19 protein-coding genes and 1 tRNA gene are annotated in these 21018 nt (G+C 39.2%); 2 read left to right on the plus strand and 18 right to left on the minus strand.

Features of this window, described 5'->3' with window-relative positions; all coding sequences use genetic code 11:
* Positions 1 to 105 precede the first annotated feature (105 nt).
* Positions 106 to 1593, plus strand: coding sequence for a glucose-6-phosphate dehydrogenase (gene zwf / locus HT687_RS00350; RefSeq protein ID WP_023936218.1), 1488 nt, complete (start codon positions 106 to 108; stop codon positions 1591 to 1593).
* 45 nt (positions 1594 to 1638) lie between these two features.
* On the opposite strand, the gene ftsY is transcribed toward zwf, so the two are convergent.
* From ftsY to HT687_RS00380, 7 genes are all read right to left on the minus strand, one after another.
* Positions 1639 to 2928: a signal recognition particle-docking protein FtsY gene (ftsY, locus tag HT687_RS00355; RefSeq protein WP_023936220.1), complete on the minus strand. Its 1290-nt coding sequence runs from the start codon at positions 2926 to 2928 to the stop codon at positions 1639 to 1641.
* Positions 2929 to 2931: 3 nt separating this feature from the next.
* The gene (locus HT687_RS00360; protein ID WP_000763444.1) at positions 2932 to 3750 is read right to left on the minus strand and encodes a Cof-type HAD-IIB family hydrolase; all 819 of its coding nucleotides are present in this window, start codon (positions 3748 to 3750) and stop codon (positions 2932 to 2934) included.
* Positions 3750 to 4541 (minus strand): HAD family hydrolase, encoded by a 792-nt coding sequence (locus HT687_RS00365; RefSeq protein WP_025170661.1) that lies wholly within the window; start codon positions 4539 to 4541, stop codon positions 3750 to 3752. The genes HT687_RS00360 and HT687_RS00365 overlap by 1 nt, the downstream gene beginning before the upstream one ends.
* A gap of 320 nt (positions 4542 to 4861) precedes the next feature.
* The gene (locus HT687_RS00370) at positions 4862 to 5386 is read right to left on the minus strand and encodes a DNA methyltransferase (RefSeq protein WP_329598877.1); all 525 of its coding nucleotides are present in this window, start codon (positions 5384 to 5386) and stop codon (positions 4862 to 4864) included.
* 69 nt (positions 5387 to 5455) lie between these two features.
* The gene (locus HT687_RS11665; RefSeq protein WP_004242334.1) at positions 5456 to 5584 is read right to left on the minus strand and encodes a site-specific DNA-methyltransferase; all 129 of its coding nucleotides are present in this window, start codon (positions 5582 to 5584) and stop codon (positions 5456 to 5458) included.
* Entirely contained in the window at positions 5568 to 6794 is a 1227-nt protein-coding gene (locus HT687_RS00375; RefSeq protein ID WP_023936223.1) for an MFS transporter, read from the minus strand. Before HT687_RS00375 ends, HT687_RS11665 begins: the two co-directional genes overlap by 17 nt.
* Before the next feature lie 27 nt (positions 6795 to 6821).
* The gene (locus HT687_RS00380) at positions 6822 to 6890 is read right to left on the minus strand and encodes an SHP2/SHP3 family peptide pheromone (RefSeq protein ID WP_133302227.1); all 69 of its coding nucleotides are present in this window, start codon (positions 6888 to 6890) and stop codon (positions 6822 to 6824) included.
* A 79-nt stretch (positions 6891 to 6969) separates the two neighbouring features.
* Here HT687_RS00380 and HT687_RS00385 point away from each other — a divergent pair, with 79 nt between their 5' ends.
* Complete coding sequence (locus HT687_RS00385) at positions 6970 to 7821, plus strand: Rgg/GadR/MutR family transcriptional regulator (protein ID WP_023936225.1); 852 nt, start codon at positions 6970 to 6972, stop codon at positions 7819 to 7821.
* 193 nt (positions 7822 to 8014) lie between these two features.
* On the opposite strand, the gene smc is transcribed toward HT687_RS00385, so the two are convergent.
* The 11 genes from smc to leuB form a co-directional block, all read right to left on the minus strand.
* Complete coding sequence (smc, locus tag HT687_RS00390; protein ID WP_023936227.1) at positions 8015 to 11554, minus strand: chromosome segregation protein SMC; 3540 nt, start codon at positions 11552 to 11554, stop codon at positions 8015 to 8017.
* The gene (gene rnc / locus HT687_RS00395; RefSeq protein ID WP_000661480.1) at positions 11545 to 12243 is read right to left on the minus strand and encodes a ribonuclease III; all 699 of its coding nucleotides are present in this window, start codon (positions 12241 to 12243) and stop codon (positions 11545 to 11547) included. Before rnc ends, smc begins: the two co-directional genes overlap by 10 nt.
* 179 nt (positions 12244 to 12422) lie before the next feature.
* Positions 12423 to 12494: transfer RNA gene (locus HT687_RS00400), tRNA-Arg, on the minus strand.
* Positions 12495 to 12560: 66 nt separating this feature from the next.
* Complete coding sequence (locus HT687_RS00405) at positions 12561 to 13547, minus strand: GMP reductase (protein WP_023936506.1); 987 nt, start codon at positions 13545 to 13547, stop codon at positions 12561 to 12563.
* Between the two features lie 174 nt (positions 13548 to 13721).
* A complete protein-coding gene (locus tag HT687_RS00410; protein ID WP_001866200.1) occupies positions 13722 to 15038 on the minus strand; it encodes an McrC family protein in 1317 nt (438 codons plus the stop codon).
* Entirely contained in the window at positions 15025 to 16758 is a 1734-nt protein-coding gene (locus HT687_RS00415; protein WP_023936510.1) for an McrB family protein, read from the minus strand. Before HT687_RS00415 ends, HT687_RS00410 begins: the two co-directional genes overlap by 14 nt.
* 156 nt (positions 16759 to 16914) lie before the next feature.
* On the minus strand, positions 16915 to 17694 hold the full coding sequence (locus tag HT687_RS00420) for a Sua5/YciO/YrdC/YwlC family protein (RefSeq protein ID WP_023936512.1): 780 nt from the start codon (positions 17692 to 17694) through the stop codon (positions 16915 to 16917).
* A 27-nt stretch (positions 17695 to 17721) separates the two neighbouring features.
* Entirely contained in the window at positions 17722 to 18315 is a 594-nt protein-coding gene (leuD, locus tag HT687_RS00425) for a 3-isopropylmalate dehydratase small subunit (RefSeq protein WP_000410625.1), read from the minus strand.
* 9 nt (positions 18316 to 18324) lie between these two features.
* Positions 18325 to 19707, minus strand: coding sequence for a 3-isopropylmalate dehydratase large subunit (gene leuC / locus HT687_RS00430; protein ID WP_023936515.1), 1383 nt, complete (start codon positions 19705 to 19707; stop codon positions 18325 to 18327).
* A gap of 3 nt (positions 19708 to 19710) precedes the next feature.
* Positions 19711 to 19980, minus strand: a complete 270-nt coding sequence (locus tag HT687_RS00435) for a DUF1294 domain-containing protein (RefSeq protein WP_023936517.1) — start codon at positions 19978 to 19980, stop codon at positions 19711 to 19713.
* Entirely contained in the window at positions 19977 to 21014 is a 1038-nt protein-coding gene (leuB, locus tag HT687_RS00440; RefSeq protein WP_023936519.1) for a 3-isopropylmalate dehydrogenase, read from the minus strand. The genes HT687_RS00435 and leuB overlap by 4 nt, the downstream gene beginning before the upstream one ends.
* Positions 21015 to 21018 lie beyond the last annotated feature (4 nt).

Here is a 21018-nt window from a genome sequence, read left to right on the forward strand (position 1 = left end):
TGGAATTTTTGATTTTTCGGAAAATTATGTTAGAATTAAGTTTATGAAATGAGGTTTCCTCATACCTAGCAAGACTAGGAATAAAAATAGAAATTAGGTAGCTAGATGTCATCTAAGGTTATTGTTACAATTTTCGGTGCGAGTGGAGACCTGGCTAAACGCAAGCTCTACCCTTCCCTATTTAGACTATATAAATCCGGCAATCTTTCCAAACATTTTGCCGTTATTGGAACTGCCCGTCGTCCTTGGAGCAAGGAATATTTTGAATCTGTTGTAGTCGAATCGATCCTTGATTTGGCAGATAGTACCGAACAGGCTCAAGAGTTCGCTAGCCACTTCTACTATCAAAGTCATGATGTCAACGATACAGAACACTACATTGCTTTGCGTCAATTGCAGGCTGAACTAAATGACAAGTACCAAGCTGAACACAACAAGCTCTTCTTCTTGTCTATGGCGCCTCAGTTCTTTGGAACTATAGCAAAACACCTCAAGTCTGAAAACATTGTTGACGGTAAAGGTTTTGAACGCTTAATCGTTGAAAAACCATTTGGTACAGATTACGCAACTGCAAGCAAGTTGAATGACGAGCTCCTAGCAACATTTGACGAAGAACAAATTTTCCGTATCGACCATTATCTTGGGAAGGAAATGATTCAAAGTATCTTTGCAGTTCGCTTTGCAAACCTGATTTTTGAAAATGTTTGGAACAAGGACTTTATCGACAATGTTCAAATTACCTTTGCGGAGCGCTTGGGTGTAGAAGAACGTGGTGGCTACTATGACCAATCTGGTGCCCTCCGCGACATGGTACAAAACCATACACTGCAACTTCTTTCTCTCCTTGCTATGGACAAGCCAGCAAGCTTCACAAAAGACGAGATTCGTGCTGAAAAGATTAAGGTCTTTAAAAACCTCTATCATCCAACGGATGAAGAGCTTAAAGAACACTTTATCCGCGGTCAATACCGTTCAGGTAAGATTGATGGCATGAAATACATCTCTTATCGTAGCGAGCCAAATGTGAATCCAGAATCTACAACTGAAACCTTTGCATCTGGTGCCTTCTTTGTAAACAGCGATCGATTCCGTGGTGTTCCTTTCTTCTTCCGTACTGGTAAACGTCTGACTGAAAAAGGAACTCATGTCAACATCGTCTTTAAACAAATGGACTCTATCTTTGGAGAACCACTTGCTCCAAACATTTTGACCATCTATATCCAACCAACAGAAGGTTTCTCTCTTAGCCTAAATGGGAAGCAGGTAGGAGAAGAATTTAACTTGGCTCCTAACTCACTTGATTACCGTACAGATGCGACCGCAACTGGTGCTTCTCCAGAACCATACGAGAAATTGATTTATGATGTCCTAAATAACAACTCAACTAACTTTAGCCACTGGGATGAAGTTGGTGCGTCATGGAAATTGATTGACCGTATCGAAGAGCTCTGGGCTGAAAATGGTGCCCCACTTCATGACTATAAAGCTGGAAGCATGGGACCTCAAGCCAGCTTTGACTTACTTGAAAAATTCGATGCCAAATGGACTTGGCAACCAGATATCGCCTATCGTCAAGATGGTCGTTTAGAATAAACAAAATTCCTGCAAGTTTGTTCCTTGCAGGATTTTTGTTTCTGATTAGATTAAGCCTTCCAAGAGACCTTTCATAAAGTTTTCTGAGTTAAACTCTCCAATATCATCGATTTTTTCACCAAATCCAATCAATTTTACAGGAATATTGAGTTCTTCACGGATGGCTAGAACCACACCACCTCGAGCAGTGCCATCAATCTTAGTCAAGACAATTCCTGTCAAAGGGGTAATTTTTGAAAATTCTTTAGCCTGTACCAAGGCATTTTGACCTGTTGATGCATCAAGTGCCAAGAAGGTTTCATGCGGAGCTTCGGGCACAACACGTTTGATAATACGACCAATCTTTTCCAACTCAGCCATGAGGTTATCCTTGTTTTGCAGACGACCAGCGGTATCAATCATGAGAATATCGATACCTTCGGACACGGCACGTTCCATGCCATCAAATACGACACTGGCTGGGTCAGCTTTTTCAGGTCCAGTTACAACTGGAACATCTACACGTCGACCCCATTCAGCTAGCTGGGCTACTGCCCCTGCACGGAAGGTATCTGCCGCAACCAGCATGACCTTCTTACCTGCTTGTTTGTAGCGGTGGGCTAGTTTCCCAATAGAAGTTGTTTTCCCAACACCATTAACACCAACAAAGAGCATGACTGTCAAGCCATCTTGGAAGTGGATGCTTTCATCGTAGTTACCATCCTTTTCATAAAGCTCAACTAATTTCTCAATGATGACACGACGAAGTGCATCAGGTTTCTTGGCGTTTTCAAGCTTGGCTTCGTAACGAAGCTCCTCTGTTAAGTTAGAAGCGACTTGGACACCAACGTCACTCATGATCAGCAGTTCTTCCAGTTCCTCGAAAAATTCTTCGTCAACAGATCGGAAATTAGCAAAGAAGGCGTTCAAGCGAGCACCGAAGCCCGTACGAGTTTTCTTGAGACTGCGGTCATATTTTTCCTGAACAGTTTCTTCTACCTGAGGCGTTTGTGCTTCAAGCGCTTCAAAGCTATTTTCTTCTTCAGTTCCTTCGCGCTCAGTGTTCTCTTCCTCTGAGACTTCTTCTGAGTTTGGCAATTCTTCTATTTCTTCTTGATGAACCTCTACAGCTAGCTCTGAATCCAGACGTTCTTCAACTGTGTCTTGGATTTCCTCTTCTTGGAACACAGCTTGTTCAACAATTTCCACCTCTGCTTCTTCCTGAGAAACTTCCTCAGCTTCTGTTAAGGCATGCTCAACATCTTCAGACAAATCAAGATTTTCCAGAGCTTCTTTTACAACTTCTTCGATTTTAGGTTCTTCTTTTTTTCCGAATAGACGGTCAAATAATCCCATATCTTAGTTCTCCTTTAGCACATATTCTTCGATAGCCCAGGCGACAGCCTCTTCATCGTTGGTCATTGGCGTCACTACATTTGCGACTGCCTTTACTTCAGGAACAGCGTTTTGCATGGCAACACCAAGCCCTGCCCATTCAATCATAGAAAGGTCATTGGCTTCATCACCACAGGCCATAACTTGGCTTTGGTCGATTCCTAGATGGCTGATTAGTTTTGCCAAACCTGTTGCTTTATGAACATTCTTTGGTGACCATTCTAGCAACATTTCACGTGATTTAAAGATTTCATATTGGTCAAACAATTCTGGAGAAATCTTTTGAATGGCTGCATCCAAGGGTTCTTGAGCAAAGGCAGTCACGCATTTATTGTAGGTCATTTGACTAGACAAGTCTTCAAAGTCCACTGGAACAAAAGTCAAAGCTGGATTAAATTTGGCATAAAGACTTTCTTGGTCGGATTGGATTTGATAAACAGTTCCTTCTGAGATAGCATCAAGAGGCAGTGATAATTTCTCTGTTTCCTCATACAAGCGTGCCACATCATCATATGAAAAGACTGTTTTATCAAGGATTTCTCCTGTATTTTTCTGAACCAAACCACCATTAAAAGTAATCGTATACTCATCTTCTTGGCCGTCAGTCCCTAGCTCATGGAGAAAGAAATCCATGGCTTTTAAGGGACGACCAGTTGTCAATACAACCTTAATACCACGATCACGCGCAGCTTTCAAGGTTGCCTTGGTGCGATCCGTCAACCTTTTATCAGTAGTCAGCAAGGTCCCATCCAAGTCCAATGCAATCAATTTTATATCTGCCATTATAAGCCCTCCATATAAGCTATAACCGACTGGTCTTTATGGTGACCAATCACAGTCTCTGCTAATTCTAAAATTTCTGGTCGTGCATTTTCAGGAGCCACAGGATGTCCCACAACCTGCATCATATGCAAATCATTTAGATTGTCTCCAAAAGCCATAACCTGATCCATTGTGATACCAAGTTTTTTAGCTAATTCAACAATAGCCACACCCTTATCGACATAATCCAGAACAATATCAATGGATTCAAAGCCAGTTGTCATGGCCTTAACACCAGGGACATTTTCATTGACCCAAGTTTCCCCAGCTTCTAGCGTTTCTTCTGTGAAGTTGGTTGTAAATTTGAAAATATCATCTGTGATAGCTTCCAAACTCGCTACTTTTTGGATATTTTCATTATAGTGCTGGCTCTCTTTCAAATAGGTTGCATCAACCGTATCTAGCACATAAGAACCCTTCTTACCCGTCAAGAGCAATTTATTGATATCTACATAAGGTGACGTTTTCAGCTTTTCAAAAGTTGCCAGATAAAACTCACGAGACATAGTCGCTTCATACAAGTCCTGACCTTGATACTCTACTAAACTGCCATTTTCCGCGATGAAAATAATGTCATCACGAACATCAGCAAATAATTTTTCTAGAGATAAAAATCCGCGCCCCGAAGCCACCGCAAAGTAAATCCCTTTTTCCTTGTAAGAAACCAAGAGAGACTTGAGGCGGTCCATATCAAAGCGTCCATTCTCATCTAGGAAGGTTCCGTCCATATCCGTTGCTACTAGTTTAATCATAAATTCTTCATACTCCAATTAATAAATCCACCTTCTATTATACCATAGAAAAAGCAAATAGCGCCTAATCCATTTGAGATTAGACGCTTGATAAACTCCCGACTTTATCACTTAATTTTTATCCAATATTACTTAACCCTTTAGTATAACTGGATTTTTTCTAAATTCCCAAACTAACTTCCACCGCCAATAAAAGTTGAAATTAATCTGATAAAAATCGAAAAAACAAGTGGAATTCCAAGTCAGAGTAAGTTCCACTTGTTTATCGTCCAATAACAAGGAAGAGATGCTCGTCTTTCAAAATTGTCTTAAAGGTTTCTTCAGAATTTATAAGTGGTTGGATTTAATTCATAAGTAATGAACTTTCTGTTTTTCTTAAAAGCACACAAAGATGTAGTTGCTTGCCTCATAAACGGATCCAACACAACATCACCTTCCAGAGAATAAATATCAATAAGTTGATTGACAATTTGTTCTGAAAAAGCTGGTGGTCTTGTAGAATAATCCCAAGGTATATTCCAAATGCAGTCAATAAATTTAGTTCCCTCAATGTTTCTATCCCACACTATAAATTCTGACTTTTTCTTAAAAATCAATATGTATTCATAGTTATTTAGAATCAAAGACTCATTATTCGAATAACTTGAAGGATATTTTTCAACTTGATTTTTGATATATGAAGTATTATTCAAATTACATATTATTGTCCCTTCAATATAGAAATTATGCTCCGCAAAGAATTTTTCAATTTCATGTTTGATATCGTAATACATATTTTGATTTTTTCTGCTAATTTCTACAGAACTGCAAATATTGATGCAAATTGTTCCTGTTTCTTTTAATATTTTACTACATCTTTCCCAAACACTATTTAGACTCTAAATATAGCCTTTATATGTTTCTATTAACCCAATCTAATTATCGTGTTGATAATCAACTAAATTAAAATATGGTGGAGAAGTGATTATTAAATCAACAGAATCATTTTCGACATCTTCCATAGCTCTGGAATCACCTAAATAAGCCTTATTCTCTGTTTTCATGTTTTTTACTCCTTTTAGTTTTTTCTATTAACATATACGAGATTAATATCATTACAATCATAAAACTAGAAATCAATAAGATAGTTATTCTCATATTAAATATTTGAATTCCTACACCAATTATCGGATTTACCAACATTGTAACAAGACTAATTGAAAAGGATAGTCCTGATATAACTGTTGCTCTTGAATTGTCATCAACCCAAAGATGTAACATCTCCATGATAATAGGATCAAGAATATCTATGATAATGTACAACAGTAGAAGACTAAATATAAATGTGGCATTGAAAGGCAAAATTTGAAAAATAATGGAAATCATTAGTATCAATGATAGCAGCATAATTAATTTAGAAACTCTTATTTTTGATATTTTATAAGCTTGAGTTGCTACTATGCCACCAATGATACTATAAATCATAAACATAGCTCCATTAATAGATGTAGAAAATCCTATTTTAGAAAAATAATCTGGTAATAAAGCAAACATTACGTTAATTGCTGAGACAATAACCGTAGTAAAAGCGAACATGAAAAGAATTTTAGTAGATTCTAGCAACCTATGAAAAACTGAAAATAATTCTTTAAATTTCGGAACACCATTTTGATTAAGATCTTCTATAGCGTTTTTCTGATTATCTGGAATAGATATGATGATTATCATTGAACCTATAAGTGTAAAAGACTGAATAAAATATGGTAAATATCTTGTAATGCTATACAAACCACCTCCTATAAATGTAGCAATCCCCAAAGTCAGAGCACTGATTAATTGTAACTTTCCTCTTATTTTCCCATAACTCTCCTCCTTGCCTTCACTTCTTAGAGATTCAAAAAACAAGGCATCATCAGCTCCACTTAATAAAGCATTTCCTACTCCTTCTAAAACAAATGCCCCTAGAATAACATAGTAAACATAGTCCTTCATTAGCAAGATTGATGAAAGAGTTAATAATGGAGTAATTGATAACAGAACTAGTCCCAATAGAACGATTTTCTTCTTACTAAATCTATCTCCTAAAATTCCGCAGGGAATCTCTGAAACTAATTGAGAAAATAGAAAAATAGATTGAAAAAATGCAAATTGTACTAAAGATAATCCCAAAAACTGGACAATAAAGATAATATTTACTATTCTAGTAAATCGTAAATTTGTAAAAATGATATATAGATAATATTTTAACTCTGATGAAATTTTATTGCTGATCATACCACATTCCTTCTAATTCATCTTTTACTAACCAAAAATTATGATAATATCCATCACCAAAACCAAAATCGGCAAAAATTTTGAAATTTTCTTCATACTCGGACTTCCTTTCCGTTTTTATTTATTGTACAATAAATAAAAACGGATTTAATTTTTGTTGGGAAAATGGGAAATTATGAAATCAAAACTTGGCATCACACTTAGAAAAGTTCGTAAAGGAAAACAAATTAGTCTATGCTCTGTAGCAGATGAACACCTTTCAAAATCTCAAATATCTAGATTCGAACGTGGGGAATCAGAGATATCTTGTATTCGACTTATCAATATTTTAGACAAATTACACATTACTTTAGATGAGTTTCTTATTTTACATAATGAAGATTATACTAATGCTGAATTATTCGCTAATTTGGTTCAATATATTCGTAAGCAATATTCATCACATAACATCAAAAATATAGCTGCTCTACTTTCTGACTCATCACATTACACTTTAAATTCTTTCGAGAAAACAATGATAAAATCCATTCTACATACAATGGATTCCAGCATTATTCCATCAAATAAAGAATTACTTCAATTGACAGATTATCTCTTTAAAGTTGAAAAATGGGGTTACTATGAAATCACTTTATTAGGTAACTGTGTACGAACAATAAACTACAACTCCTACTTCCTATTAACAAAGGAAATGTTGAACAATTACATCTACTCTTCGTTGAATAAAACAAATAAGCGAATTGTCACTCAATTGGCCATCAATTGTCTAATTCTTAGCGTAGATAAGGAAGAATTTTCAAACTGTACTTGTCTAATCACCGAAATAAAAGCATTATTAGATAATGAATTAAACTTTTATGAACAGACAGTTTTTCTCTATGCAACTGGTTACTTTGAATTTAAGCGTCATTTAGATAGCGGAATTGAAAAAATGAAACAGGCCATACAAGTCCTTGATATTTTAGGAGAAGACAAGTTAAAATTACACTATACTAGCCATTTCGATAAACTGGTAAACAAAGAATAGATGAAATGATTCTCTACTATTTAACATTTTACAAATCAAGGGTGTCTCCATAAACTCACAACATCTCTAATGATTTTACCCTGATAACAATAGACAGTTAAAAAGCCCTGAAATCAGCTAAATTTCAAGGCTTTCTTTATATGCTATTGTATCAATTTACTTATTCCGATTTCTGTTGCTACTAGTTTAATTGTCATCCTTCAATACTTTCTAAATCTTTTAACTTAACCGAAACAATTTTTGAGACACCTGACTCTTGCATGGTCACTCCATAGATGGAATCAGCCGCTGCCATGGTTCCTTTACGGTGGGTTACGACGATGAACTGGCTGTCCTTGTCAAATCGATTGAGGTAATCCCCAAAACGTTTAACATTAGCTTCATCCAGCGCAGCTTCCACCTCATCCAAGATGACAAATGGGATAGTCTTAACTCGAATGATAGAGAAAAGCAAAGCTAGAGCTGACAGGGCTTTTTCACCACCACTCATGAGGTTAAGCGACTGGATTTTCTTACCTGGAGGTTGAACAGAAATCTCCACACCAGCTGTTAAAAGGTCGCCCTCAGTCAATATCAAGTCTGCCTGACCTCCGCCAAACATCTGTTTGAAGGTCACTTTAAAGGACTCACGAATGGCTTCAAAAGTTGATTTAAAGCGTTCCTTAACCTCATCATTCATCTCTGTAATGGTCTCAAGGAGCAGGTTTTTCGCTGACAAAATATCATCTCTCTGGCTATTGAGGAAATCCAGACGGCTGTGAACTTCTTCGTACTGGTCAATAGCTTCTATATTGACAGGACCCAGTGAGCGAATAGCCTTCTCCAAATCCTTAACCTTTTGCTCTGCCAGATTAAGATTTTCCAATTCATGTGCCTTTTCTAGTGCTTCAGTATAGCTAATCTGGTACTGGTCTGTTAATTGGCTTTGTAAATGGCGTAAGCGCTCGCTGACCTTTTCTTTCTTAGCTTCAGCACGTGTTTGCTTGCGAATCCATTCCTCATTCTGTTGGCGAGCCTGATCCAAATGACTAGCAATATCATCCAGCTGGCCTTCAATATCATCCAACTCAAACTGCTTGCGAATCAAACCTTGTTGGAGGTTTGTTTTCTGAGTTTTGGCTTCTTCTACCTGTTGACTGAGCAAATTCGTATCAACTTTCTCAAGATTGTCAACCTTTTCTTGAAGAAGACGCTGGATTTCCTCTTGTTCTATATCTAAATTGTCCAATTCTTTGCCTAAACGTTCAATATCAGCAACTTCATAACGTTTTTGCCCTTGCAGTTCTGTCTTAAGCAAGCGAGCTTGCGCTACCTGTTCTTGCAAGTTCTGATAACGTTCTTGGATGGCATTTTTGTTAGACTTAATCTCTTCAATCTCAGCTTCTAGATTTTGCTTGTCACTGGAAATAGTAGCAAGGCGTGCTTGGCATTTTTCCTTATCTGCTTGCCAATCTCCCTCAGAAAGACGATCTAATTCCTCTTCTTGGAGTTTCCAAAGAGTTTCTAATTCTTCGACTTGCTGACTGGTCTGCTGATAAGCGAGGGACAAGCCCTGCTCCTGAATACGAGCCTGCTCACCCTGAGATTTGATGGCTTCTAATGATTCGGTCAATCTAGCCATCTCGTCTTGCAAGTTCTTCAAACTCGCTTCTTCTGAACGTAAGCTTACTTCTTCTTCAGCAATTTCTTTTTGTAATTGCTCCAGTTCTGGCTTGATGAAAATGCTGTTATTCTGGCGATTGGCTCCACCTGCGTAAGAACCACCTGTGCGCAACTCTGTGCCATCCAAAGTCACCATACGAACCTGATAACGAACCTGGCTAGCAGCTGCACGAGCATGTTCTACGGTATCAAAGATAGCCGTCGTAGCTAGCAAGTTCTTGAAAATGGCTTCCAGTCTAGTATCGAATGTCACCAACTCATCTGCCATGCCCAGAAATCCTGAACTTGCAGCAATAGCATCTTGATTCTGACTTGAAATCGTACGAGCCTTGATTGTTGTCAAAGGAAGAAAGGTTGCACGACCGGCTCTGTTACGTTTGAGGAAATCAATCGCCTTGGTTGCCGCATGTTCATCTTCTACGATGATATGCTGACTGCTGGCTCCAAGCGCAATCTCTAGGGCAGTTTGATAATGCACATCAAAGGTCAGGTGCTCACTGACTGCCCCAATAATCCCACCAAGACAGTCTTTTTCTTGGAGAATACTCTTAACACCTGCATAAAAGTTACTATGATTTCTCAGGATATTTTCCAAACTCTGAGCTCTGGCCTGCTTGTTTTTAAGACTGTCCAGACGGTCAAAGAGTTGACTTTGTTGAGTTTGATAGGAAGCTTTCTGTTCCTCTTGCTCCTTGGCACATACTTGGTAGTCGGCCAATAATTTCTGAACCTGCTCCTTGGCAGTTTCAAGCTCCGCCTTTTGCTGACTAGCCTTCTCTTTAGCTGTAGCCAACTGTTTTTTCAGCTTTTGTAGTTGATCTGCTTGTTTTTGAGAAAGCTGACGACTATTTTCCAACTCATTCTCGATACGGGTCAGTTGGTTTGAGACATCCGCTTCTTCCTGTAAAAGCGCCACAAAGCGTTCGCGTAAGAGCTCAATCATCTGATCAGGATCATCTGAAAAAGCCAGCAATTCAGCTTCTAATCGATTGAGTTTTTGATTATTTTGGACTAAATTTTCTTCTAAGAGAGCTAAAGAACTTTCTTTATTCGATTTTTCTTGGCTGAGTGAATTTTTCTTATCCTCCAAAGCAGCCAAACGAGCTTGTGCTTCCTGTTGATTCAGGGCTACTTGCTCAGATTCTAATTTCGATAGGGCTAATTTTCTCTCTAAATCACTAATCAGACTGGTCAAATCCATCAAACTGCCTTGGTCTTTGGCCATTTCAGCCTGTAAATCTTGGCGTTGCTTCTTGAGATTCTGATTTTCTTCTTCTAATTTTTCACGCTTTTGGTAATAACTAGTCAAGAGTTCCTGAACCTGAGCCAACTCTTCTTCTGTCGAGTCTAGTTCAACCTTATTTTCCTTGATTTGAGCAACCAAAACATCTAAATAAATAGCCTTGCGTTGACCTTCCAAGTCTAAAAACTTACGGGCATTCTCAGCTTGCTTCTCAAGAGGCTTGATTTGATTATCCAACTCGTAGATAATGTCTTCAAGGCGGTCTAAATTATCCTGAGTTTGCTGCAGTTTACTCTCAGTTTCTTTTCGACGAGTCTTGTATTTCAAAACTCCTGCAGCTTCTTCAAAAATAGCTCTGCGTTCTTCAGGCTTAGAGTTGAAAATCTCCTCAACCTTCCCTTGGGAAATGATAGAGAAGGAATCTCGTCCCAAACCTGTATCCAAGAAAAGATCATGAATATCACGAAGACGCACTTTCTTGCCGTCAATCTTGTATTCGCTATCACCACTACGATAGATATGGCGTTCTACCCTGATTTCTTGACCTGCATCCTTGATAAATCCGTCATGATTATCCAGAGTCACAACTACAAAAGCATAATTGAGCGATTTGCGACTTTCTGTTCCAGCAAAGATGACATCCGGCATCTTGCCCCCACGGAGACTCTTGACACTAGACTCCCCCAAGGCCCAACGAAGACTTTCTGTAATATTGGACTTTCCTGATCCATTGGGTCCAACAACTGCCGTCACACCTTGGTCAAAAACGACCTTAGTCTTATCAGCAAAAGACTTGAATCCCTGAATTTCGATTTCCTTTAAATACATGAATCCAGCCCTTTCTCAACGGCATTTTTAGCAGCTTCCTGCTCTGCTAATTTTTTAGAACGACCTTGACCTTGACCGATGCTCTTACCTTCAACAAGAACTTCTACATCAAAGACCTTATCGTGGGCAGGACCCGTTTCAGAAATGACCTGATAACGAATAGCCACATCGCCATTGACCTGAAGTAACTCTTGGAGATGGGTTTTGTAATCTGTAATCATCTCAAATTCGCCAGCTTCTACTTTTGGAATCATGACTTGATAGATAAATTCCTTGACCTTGGCCACATCCTTGTCCAAAAGGAGGGCACCAAGAAAGGCTTCAAAGGCATCGCCAAGAATGGTGTCACGATTGCGTCCACCAGACTTTTCTTCCCCCTTACCCAGCTTGATAAACTGATCAAACTGGCAATCACGCGCAAAACCAGCCAAACTCTCCTCGCGGACAATCATGGCACGGAGTTTGGACAAATCACCCTCAGGTTTTTTAGGATATTTTTTATACAGATATTCTGAAATCAATAACTGTAGAACAGCGTCTCCTAAAAATTCCAAGCGCTCATTGTGTGAAATTTTTAAGAGGCGGTGCTCATTGGCATAACTCGTATGAGTAAAGGCAGTCTCCAGTAACTTTTTGTCTGCAAATTCGATTGCAAAATGGTTTTTAAGTACAGTTTGTAATTCTTTCATACCAACCTCTTTCTAACTGATAACAGTCCTTTTTATTATATCAAAAAAAGCCTCCTGAGTCACTCTAAAACGGGACTGGAGAGCATTTGGGCATTCTTTAGAATGAAGTTTTCAGTTTTAGAGGCAAATTGGGGGCAAGATAAAAAAAGCCCTATTAAAGGCTTTTTAGGATGTTTATATCCACCCTGAGGGAATCGAACCCCCATCTCAAGAACCGGAATCTTACGTGATATCCATTACACTAAGGGTGGAAACTTGTTTTATTATAACAGAAATTTGCTCTAATAACAAGTTTTTTTCTGGCCAAATAGCCCGTCTTAGTGGGAAGCATCCCCATTCCAAATAGAGTTTTTCACGATCACATAATCAACGTGTTTAAGGTCAGCAACCTGACGTCCACCTGCATAAGAAATAGCACTTTGAAGGTCTTGTTCCATCTCAGTTAAAGTGTCTTGCAGATGACCTTTGGCAGGAAGCAAGATGCGTTTGCCCTCCACGTTCTTATAAGCACCCTTTTGATATTGTGAAGCTGAACCGTAATATTCTTTGAACTGTTCACCATCAACTTCAATTGTTTTCCCTGGACTTTCGATGTGTCCTGCAAAGAGGGAACCAATCATGACCATGCTAGCACCGAAACGGATAGACTTGGCAATATCACCGTGAGTGCGAATCCCTCCATCAGCGATAATCGGTTTACGTGCAGCCTTAGCACACCAACGGAGAGCAGCCAACTGCCAACCACCTGTACCAAAACCAGTCTTGACCTTGGTGATACAAACCTTACCAGGTCCAATTCCGATCTTAGTAGCATCCGCACCAGCATTTTCCAATTCACGCACAGCTTCTGGTGTTCCCACATTTCCAGCAATAACAAAAGTATCTGGCAATTCTTTCTTGATGTGTTGAATCATAGAAATCACGCTATCAGCATGACCATGAGCGATGTCAATCGTGATATATTCTGGAGCATCAGCCTTGAGCTGGCTAACAAAATCATACTCATAGTCCTTAACGCCGACAGAGATAGAAGCAATGAGCCCTTGCTCATGCATACGCTTAATAAAAGGAATACGTCCTGCTTCATCAAAACGGTGCATAATGTAGAAGTAACCACCTTTTGCCAGTTGCTCTGCTACATTTTCATCCAAAATCGTCTGCATATTAGCTGGCACAACAGGTAGTTTAAAGGTGTGATTTCCTAAAGTGACACTTGTATCCGCTTCTGCACGGCTTTTAATGACACATTTATTTGGAATCAATTGAATATCTTCGTAATCAAAAATTGGAAATTCATTTAACATATCGATGTCTCGTTTCTTTTGTAATGACCTACCTATGCTCTCGCATCACTACGCCTTTTCCGACGTTTCCTTAATTTATTATAAACTAAAGTACAGTTTTTGTCAAATTATTTTATGAATTAAAATATATTGTTCGGGTTTTGCTTGTGTTAAAAATAAAAGAAAGAGGGGAAATTATTTTCTCCCCACTTCTTCATCAATAATCGCTTTAAAATTTTCTTCTGAATTTTCCATCATTTTACAAAATGCACTATAGAATGAGGCATTCTGAGGGATTCGAATAGACCACTTCTTCAATTGAGCTCCATAACCTGCTAGGTTTCCCATCTCATTATCAATAACCTTGTCCTTGCTCGGAAAAACAAGTCCAGCCTTCTCAGCTTTTAAAATATAAGAATAGGAAATCAGCTGGAATAAGTCCTCACGGTTGATTCCTTTTTCAGTCAATTCCAGTTTTTTATATTTTGCATCTAGAACAATCTTTCGTTCTCTGTCATAAAAATCTGGATATACTTTTCGTTTCCCAACAGAAAATACTGAAATTCCATCCGTCTTATCCTTATTTCTGGGATGTACAAAACCTTTTGGCAACAAGGTGTAAACATACTCTTCCCAAAGCCAGGCAACATCAAAGAGAATACCATAGATTTTTTGATCTTGATACCCTAAACCGTGCTTTTCTTGGTTTAGGATCATCAGACAAAGTTCTTGTAAGTTTCTGTACTCGTGAAAGTATGCATGACGTATAGGTTTAGATTGATTTCTCCGAGTAATCTTAGCACGATCAGCTAGTTTATAAGAGGGCGTTACACGCACGATTTCAGATACGTTTTCACGACTAGTTGAGAGATTATCTAGTACCCCTTGACCAATGCTTTTCTGATTCTTAATGTATTCAATAGTGTGACGGACCAACTGCATGAGGGGATTATCATAGGTGAACTCTCTCGTTGTGTAGGCAATATTTCCCGTGAAAGGAAGATTTTTCTTGAGATGGTTTCTTACATCAATCACTCCCTTAACATGACTGTCGTTATGAGAAAATCTCTGGTATTCCTTATAAAGACCTTTTCGAATAGCAGCTTGTAGATACTTGGGGAAGAGATACATCAAAAGTTGATAAAGCCTCTCTTCACGAGACAAAGCAACATCTAAACTAGTGAGATTGATATGAAGAACCTTGTTTAAGAGATAATGCAAAAAATGGTCATTACTCTCATCAGAAAATCGTGAGGAAATCGTTAATCTTTCCTGACCATATCCAAGAAAACCAATCACGTTCCCTGTCTTGATTTTCTGATTGACTGTTTCAAAAATCTTTTGGTCCTTATCCAAATCAGGAGTATGAGTCAAATCATTTGGAAAAATGAAAATACGTTCATCTTGGGATAGACTTTCCAAGGTTCTGTCTAAAAGAAGATTGCTTAGTTTAGGATATTCTTCAACAAATTTTTCTTTAATAATCTTGTGTTGATTATCAGTAATCCGCATCATCGTTTTCATCGCCTTCATTGTCATCAGCTACTGCCTGATCTTTTTGCTCATTATTTGTCAGTTCAAATGCTTTTTTCAAAGTTTCCAAAGTTTCAACCTCATCATAAGAACCTCGCAAGTAGTCTTCTAGGAGAGGCTTAATATAATCAGACCAGAGTAATTCATAGTCAAAATCTACATCCTTCAACTTAAGAAAATAACTTGGTCCAATATGATAATGACTGTTTAATTCCTGAACATTTTCGATAGCAGCGTTCAAGTTTCTTAGACGAATTTTTGCTTCTTCTGCATGGATATTCAGCTCTTTATCCAACATGCCAACTTGACCCTCGGCAGTAACTTCAACAAAACGAAAACGACGACGCATAGCAAAATCAAAGGTATCCACTGAACGATCAATATCATTCATAGTTCCGATGATGTAAACATTTTCGGGGATATAGAACTTTTCATCAGTTTCGTGTAGATTTGCATATTGGGTAGAAACACTTCCTTTTTCACCACGATAGTCAGGGTCGATAGAGAAAAAGAGTTCGCCAAAAATCTTAGAAATCTCCCCACGATTGATTTCATCGATGATGAAGACGAATTTCTTATCAGTATCAATTTCTATTGGGGAAACATAGTCTTTCAAACCAAATCTCTTTCTCAATGTTTCTAGGACAGTTTTTCCACCACTTTTGTAGTATTCTTGCTTATTATAATTTTTATCTTTATACAACTCGTAAACATATTTGCTAGGTAGTGACCATCCTGGAACACCACTATCATAATTTACTGACAAATTTTGTCTACTATTAACAGATAAGTAAGATGTTTTTGTTATATATTCTTTTTCTTCAGCAACATTTATATATTCTAAGTAAGAATCCCAAGCCTCATCAAAATTATCTTGTCCTCCAATCAATTGGGTTTCTTTTGCTTTCTGACAAAAATCTTTAAAAATACCGTCCTGTAGCCTAAACTCAATAGCTCCATCCCCATTTGATACTGGTCTTAAACCTTCTACAAAATCCGTATAATCATAAGATGGATGAAACTGTACAAAGCCGATTTGCTCCTCATGACCTTCCGTTAACTCTTTAGCAATTTCTTTAGCAAGATAAGTTTTTCCCGTCCCCGGTGCACCACGGAGGATGAGGTTTTTGGATTTTCTTAATATACCACTATAATTAAATAAAAAATCATTCCTTAACATAGTTTCACTTTCTAATTTTTTATACTTTTTCCAATTAGGATGATTCAAAAAATAGTCATAGTCTTGAATTATGATTTCATCACTTGCAGCAAATTTTATTAACTGGTTAGTCTCTTTAGTTCGATACTTAATATCTGATGGAAACCATATTGTTTCTTGCCCCGTAAAGAAAAACCACTCCCTCTCTATATACTCTTTTTTCCAATCAACAATAATGGTATGCCCATCATCTAAAACCTCTTTAACAGTCGCCATTCCACGAATTTTCATCACAGAAACCTTTAAATCATCTTTCTTTACAAAAGGTAAATTCTTCTTTTTGACATATGTGGATTTAGCAAATAAAACGTCACCTGGTTTAATTTTATTAAACAACTTTAACATTTTTTGATACTGTTTATTTTCCTCGTTGTTATGCCATCCTAATTCCCACTTTCCTTCTTTCCTGAAATATTCAAGATAATCATCATCACCAAATCTTGTACCAACAAAAAAGTAATTATTTTGTTTACTGTTCATTTGAATACTCCTTTAATTTACTTTCACAAGTAAGTTCTATTAATATATAGCTCATCTCTAGCATATCATATCCTATAGAAAAAGAAAAGAATTTCTAAAGAAAAAGCCTAGTGTAGAGTGGAGTATTCCCTCTTAACACTAGACTTCTTTTTTATCCTAATAATACTCGCCCTGACGGTAGTCCCATGAGTTAAAGATATCTGACAAGTGCATCATAATCTTATCAATGTCAAGCCCTTTGCGGATTACAACTGGAGCTGGTGAAGTTGAGCGTGCTCCTCCTTGTTCTGGGATGAGTTTGCCGTCTTTATCGACCATAGAGACCATCACACCTTGCTCGTAGCGAGTTTCAATCGTTTTGTCAGGCTGGATAGATGCCACATAGTCGTCCGCCTCGATAACAAGGTCAACTGCCCCTTCGATGCGTTCTCCGATACCTTCTACCTTACCACGGTTTCCTTTTCCAGATGGGTTAGCTGATGAGGCATAAACCATCTTGCCTTCTTCCCAAAGTTTGTCAGCCAATTGTTCACCAGCTTTCCCAAACTTGATAACGAAACAGCTAGTACCACGAACGTCAGTCATCAGTTCTTCACGGCCATCACCGTATGCTTTGAGTTTTTCAAAGGCTTCTGGTTTCCAAGGAAGGATACAACCAAGAAGAATATCTTCATCCCAATGTTTTTGGTAGAAGGCTTCAATTTCTGGGTTAAGTTGTGCTAAGGCGCGAAGCTCGTCCATGCTACCGCAGAGAACAACACCTGGTTTGTTACGGTTACGTTCTTTAGCTTCAAACTTACGTTCAAGACCAGCCTTATCGCTAGTCATGATGATGTAACCAACTTTAGTAGGGCAAACGATACATCCGCCCTCACCTTTTAAAATGTCATATCCTTCTTGTGAAAGTGTTCCCTTCCATTGAATGTGTTTTGTCATAGTTCTATTTCCTTTTCTATTTTTCTTCTAATCCTGCCAGTAGGCTGGTCGTTGTTTTTCATAAGCAGCAATCAAATCTTCATACTGCAAGGTAATACCAATATCATCCAAACCATTTAAGAGTTTGTGTTTCCATTCGCTATCAATTTCAAACGTGAATTCTCCAACTGGTGAGATGATTTTTTGTTGTTCCAAGTCCACAGTTACCTGGTCACTTGGTTGTAGCTGAGCTAGTTTCTCTCTAACCTCTCTGGGCTGAACAATAGGCAACATACCATTATTGAGTTCATTATTGTAATGAATATCACCGAAAGACCCCGCAATCACGACCTTAAAACCATAGTCCGCTAGAGCCCAAGCAGCGTGTTCCCTCGAAGACCCTGCGCCGAAGTTATCCCCTGAAATGAGAATACTGGCTTTGCGATATTCAGGTCTATTAAAGACAAAGTCTGGATCCTCAGTATACTTATCGTCCAAATATCTCCAAGCATACATAAGGTACTTACCAAAGCCTTTTTTATCAATTAACTTGAGAAACTGCTTGGGTAGGATTTGGTCGGTGTCGATGTTATCATTCATAAGAGGAACGGTCGTTCCTGTATAAACTGTGAATTTCTCCATATCCTCTCCTTACTGGGTCTCTGGCATTTGCCGAACATCTACAAAGCGCCCTGCAATAGCTGCTGCTGCTGCCATGGCTGGACTGCAGAGGTGGGTCTTAGCACCAAACCCCTGTCTGTCTTCAAAGTTGCGGTTGCTTGTTGAGGCGCAGTGAACGCCATCTGGAACCTTATCAGGATTCATCCCTAGGCACATAGAGCAACCTGGGTCTCTCCACTCAAAACCAGCATCTAGAAAGACCTTGTCCAAGCCCAACTTCTCAGCCGCTCGTTTGACAGGACGAGAGCCTGGAACCACGATAGCCGTTAAGTTAGGAGCTATTTTCTTTCCTTTGACAAATCGCGCAGCCAGTTGCAAGTCACTGAGACGAGCATTGGTACAAGAACCGATAAAGATATAGCCTAGTTCAATATCCGCTGGCTTTTGACCTGGTTCCAAGTCCATGTAGTTGTAGGCTCGCTCATCATTCATGTCCTTAATTTCTGGGAAGCTACTGTCAAAGTCAACACCCATAGCAGGATTGGTCCCCCAGGTCACCATGGGAGCCAAGTCTGAGACATCCATCTGGATAACCTTATCGTAAACAGCATCCTCATCACTGACAATTGTTTTCCAATCAGCCACAGCCTCTTCAAAGTCCTCTGGAACACACTCCCGTCCCTTGAGATAATCATAGGTGGTTTGATCCGGATTCATGATTCCCATCTTAGATCCAAACTCGATGGACATATTGCAGATGGTCATTCGCTCTTCCATGCTCAGTGCATCAATCGCTTGTCCACGATATTCCACAACGTAGCCGACACCGCAAGCAACGCCGTACTTGGCAATCAGAGCGAGAATGAAATCCTTGGAATAAACTCCTTTTTGAGGAACACCTGTAAATTCCACCAGCATTTTCTTGGGTTTGACCTGCCAGAGGGTCTGTGTCGCAAAGACATGTTCGACCTCACTGGTCCCAATCCCAAAGGCGATAGCTCCGAAAGCCCCGTGGGTTGCTGTGTGGCTATCTCCACAGACGATGAATTTCCCTGGTTGGGTTCGTCCTGTTTCTGGACCAACCATGTGAACAATTCCTTGTTTTTCAGAACCATGGGCCGCATGTTCAATCCCAAACTCCTCAACATTTTCAGCCAGCTTATCAATTTGAGCCTTAGAAATCACATCTCGAATATCGTAGATATTGACCGTCGGGACATTGTGGTCAAATGTTCCAAATGTCAAGTCTGGTCGTCTCAATCTGCGCCCTGCATCTCGCAAACCTTGAAAAGCCTGAGGGCTGGTCACTTCATGAATATAGTGCTGATCCACATACATGAGTTGGGGCTGCCCCTCTTCTCCTGTGATGACATGACGGTCCCATAATTTATCAAAAATCGATTTTCCTGCCATCTATTACCTCCAAATAACATATAAGGCTACTAGTGTAGTCACCATCCCAAGAAACCAAACTGTTTTAAAGTACCATTTTCGAGTCTTGTGGTGAAAAGTGATTCCTGCTAACCAGGCACCAAAACCACCACAAGTAAAGGCTAAAATGAGTAAGATTTTCTCTGGGATGCGCCAAGCTCTTCTCCTTGCCTTAGATTTGTCAATACCATAAATCAAGAAAACCATGACATTCCAAATTAAAAGGACTAGAGTAATTTTTTCGTCTAACTTCATAACCTTGCAATAATAGCTTCTGTCATTTCCCTGGTAGAAGCCTGTCCCCCTATATCTCTTGTTAAAACACCAGCCGCCAAACTTGCTTCAACAGCACGCTCAATACGCTCTGCATCCTCATAACGACCAAAACTATCTCTCAACATCATGGCCACTGATAAAATCATGGAGATAGGATTTGCAATGCCTTGACCAGCAATATCAGGAGCTGAACCGTGAATAGGTTCATAGAGACTTGGACCCTTTTCAGAGTGACTGGCTGATGGCATAACCCCAAGTGTGCCAGATAGAACGCTTGATTCATCAGAGAGAATATCTCCAAAAAGATTCTCCGTTACAATAACATCAAACTTAGCAGGATTGGTAATCATAAGCATGGCAGCTGAGTCCACCAGCTGGTGTTCCAAAGTCACATCTGGGAAATCCTGTGCGACCTTCTCAGCTACTCTTCTCCAGAGTTTTGATGTCGCCAAAACATTTTGTTTATCGATGCTGGTAACGGTTTTTCTGCGATTTCTTGCAATTTCAAAGACTTTGCGAATAATCCGCTCCACTTCCTCATAGCTATAGTCGTTGATATCACGCGCTTTGCGCTCTTCAAGGATATGATCTCCAAAGTAAATCCCGCCTGTCAACTCACGCACCACGACAAAGTCTACACCAGCAATTCGTTCCGGTTTGAGTGGTGACAAATGCTTGAGACTGTCAAAGATTTTTACAGGGCGAATATTAGCGTAAAGATTGAGTTCCTTACGGAGAACCAGCAAACCTTGTTCAGGCCGAACCGCTGCTCCATCATACTGAGGACTACCGATAGCCGCTAGGAGAATGGCATCTGCTTCACGACATACCTTGAGGGTTTCATCAGGTAAGGGATGCCCTGCTGCATCAATACCTGCACCTCCGAAGGGTCGTCTGTCAACCTCATAGTCAAAATCTGTTTTTTCAGCTAGAGCCTCCAGGACTTCTAAACCAGCCTCCATGATTTCTGGGCCAATTCCGTCCCCTGCTAGAACTACTATTTTATTTGCCATAGCA

The organism is Streptococcus sp. 1449 (genome assembly GCF_013276805.1).
GTDB lineage: Bacteria > Bacillota > Bacilli > Lactobacillales > Streptococcaceae > Streptococcus > Streptococcus pseudopneumoniae.

Bases quoted from the DNA above. Each gene is read 5' to 3' on its own strand.
- zwf (WP_023936218.1), top strand. From the start codon at position 106: ATGTCATCTAAGGTTATTGTTACAATTTTCGGTGCGAGTGGAGACCTG.
- ftsY (WP_023936220.1), bottom strand. From the start codon at position 2,928: ATGGGATTATTTGACCGTCTATTCGGAAAAAAAGAAGAACCTAAAATC.
- HT687_RS00360 (WP_000763444.1), bottom strand. From the start codon at position 3,750: ATGGCAGATATAAAATTGATTGCATTGGACTTGGATGGGACCTTGCTG.
- HT687_RS00365 (WP_025170661.1), bottom strand. From the start codon at position 4,541: ATGATTAAACTAGTAGCAACGGATATGGACGGAACCTTCCTAGATGAG.
- HT687_RS11665 (WP_004242334.1), bottom strand. From the start codon at position 5,584: ATGAAAACAGAGAATAAGGCTTATTTAGGTGATTCCAGAGCTATGGAA.
- HT687_RS00375 (WP_023936223.1), bottom strand. From the start codon at position 6,794: ATGATCAGCAATAAAATTTCATCAGAGTTAAAATATTATCTATATATC.
- HT687_RS00385 (WP_023936225.1), top strand. From the start codon at position 6,970: ATGAAATCAAAACTTGGCATCACACTTAGAAAAGTTCGTAAAGGAAAA.
- smc (WP_023936227.1), bottom strand. From the start codon at position 11,554: ATGTATTTAAAGGAAATCGAAATTCAGGGATTCAAGTCTTTTGCTGAT.
- rnc (WP_000661480.1), bottom strand. From the start codon at position 12,243: ATGAAAGAATTACAAACTGTACTTAAAAACCATTTTGCAATCGAATTT.
- HT687_RS00405 (WP_023936506.1), bottom strand. From the start codon at position 13,547: ATGTTAAATGAATTTCCAATTTTTGATTACGAAGATATTCAATTGATT.
- HT687_RS00410 (WP_001866200.1), bottom strand. From the start codon at position 15,038: ATGCGGATTACTGATAATCAACACAAGATTATTAAAGAAAAATTTGTT.
- HT687_RS00415 (WP_023936510.1), bottom strand. From the start codon at position 16,758: ATGAACAGTAAACAAAATAATTACTTTTTTGTTGGTACAAGATTTGGT.
- HT687_RS00420 (WP_023936512.1), bottom strand. From the start codon at position 17,694: ATGACAAAACACATTCAATGGAAGGGAACACTTTCACAAGAAGGATAT.
- leuD (WP_000410625.1), bottom strand. From the start codon at position 18,315: ATGGAGAAATTCACAGTTTATACAGGAACGACCGTTCCTCTTATGAAT.
- leuC (WP_023936515.1), bottom strand. From the start codon at position 19,707: ATGGCAGGAAAATCGATTTTTGATAAATTATGGGACCGTCATGTCATC.
- HT687_RS00435 (WP_023936517.1), bottom strand. From the start codon at position 19,980: ATGAAGTTAGACGAAAAAATTACTCTAGTCCTTTTAATTTGGAATGTC.
- leuB (WP_023936519.1), bottom strand. From the start codon at position 21,014: ATGGCAAATAAAATAGTAGTTCTAGCAGGGGACGGAATTGGCCCAGAA.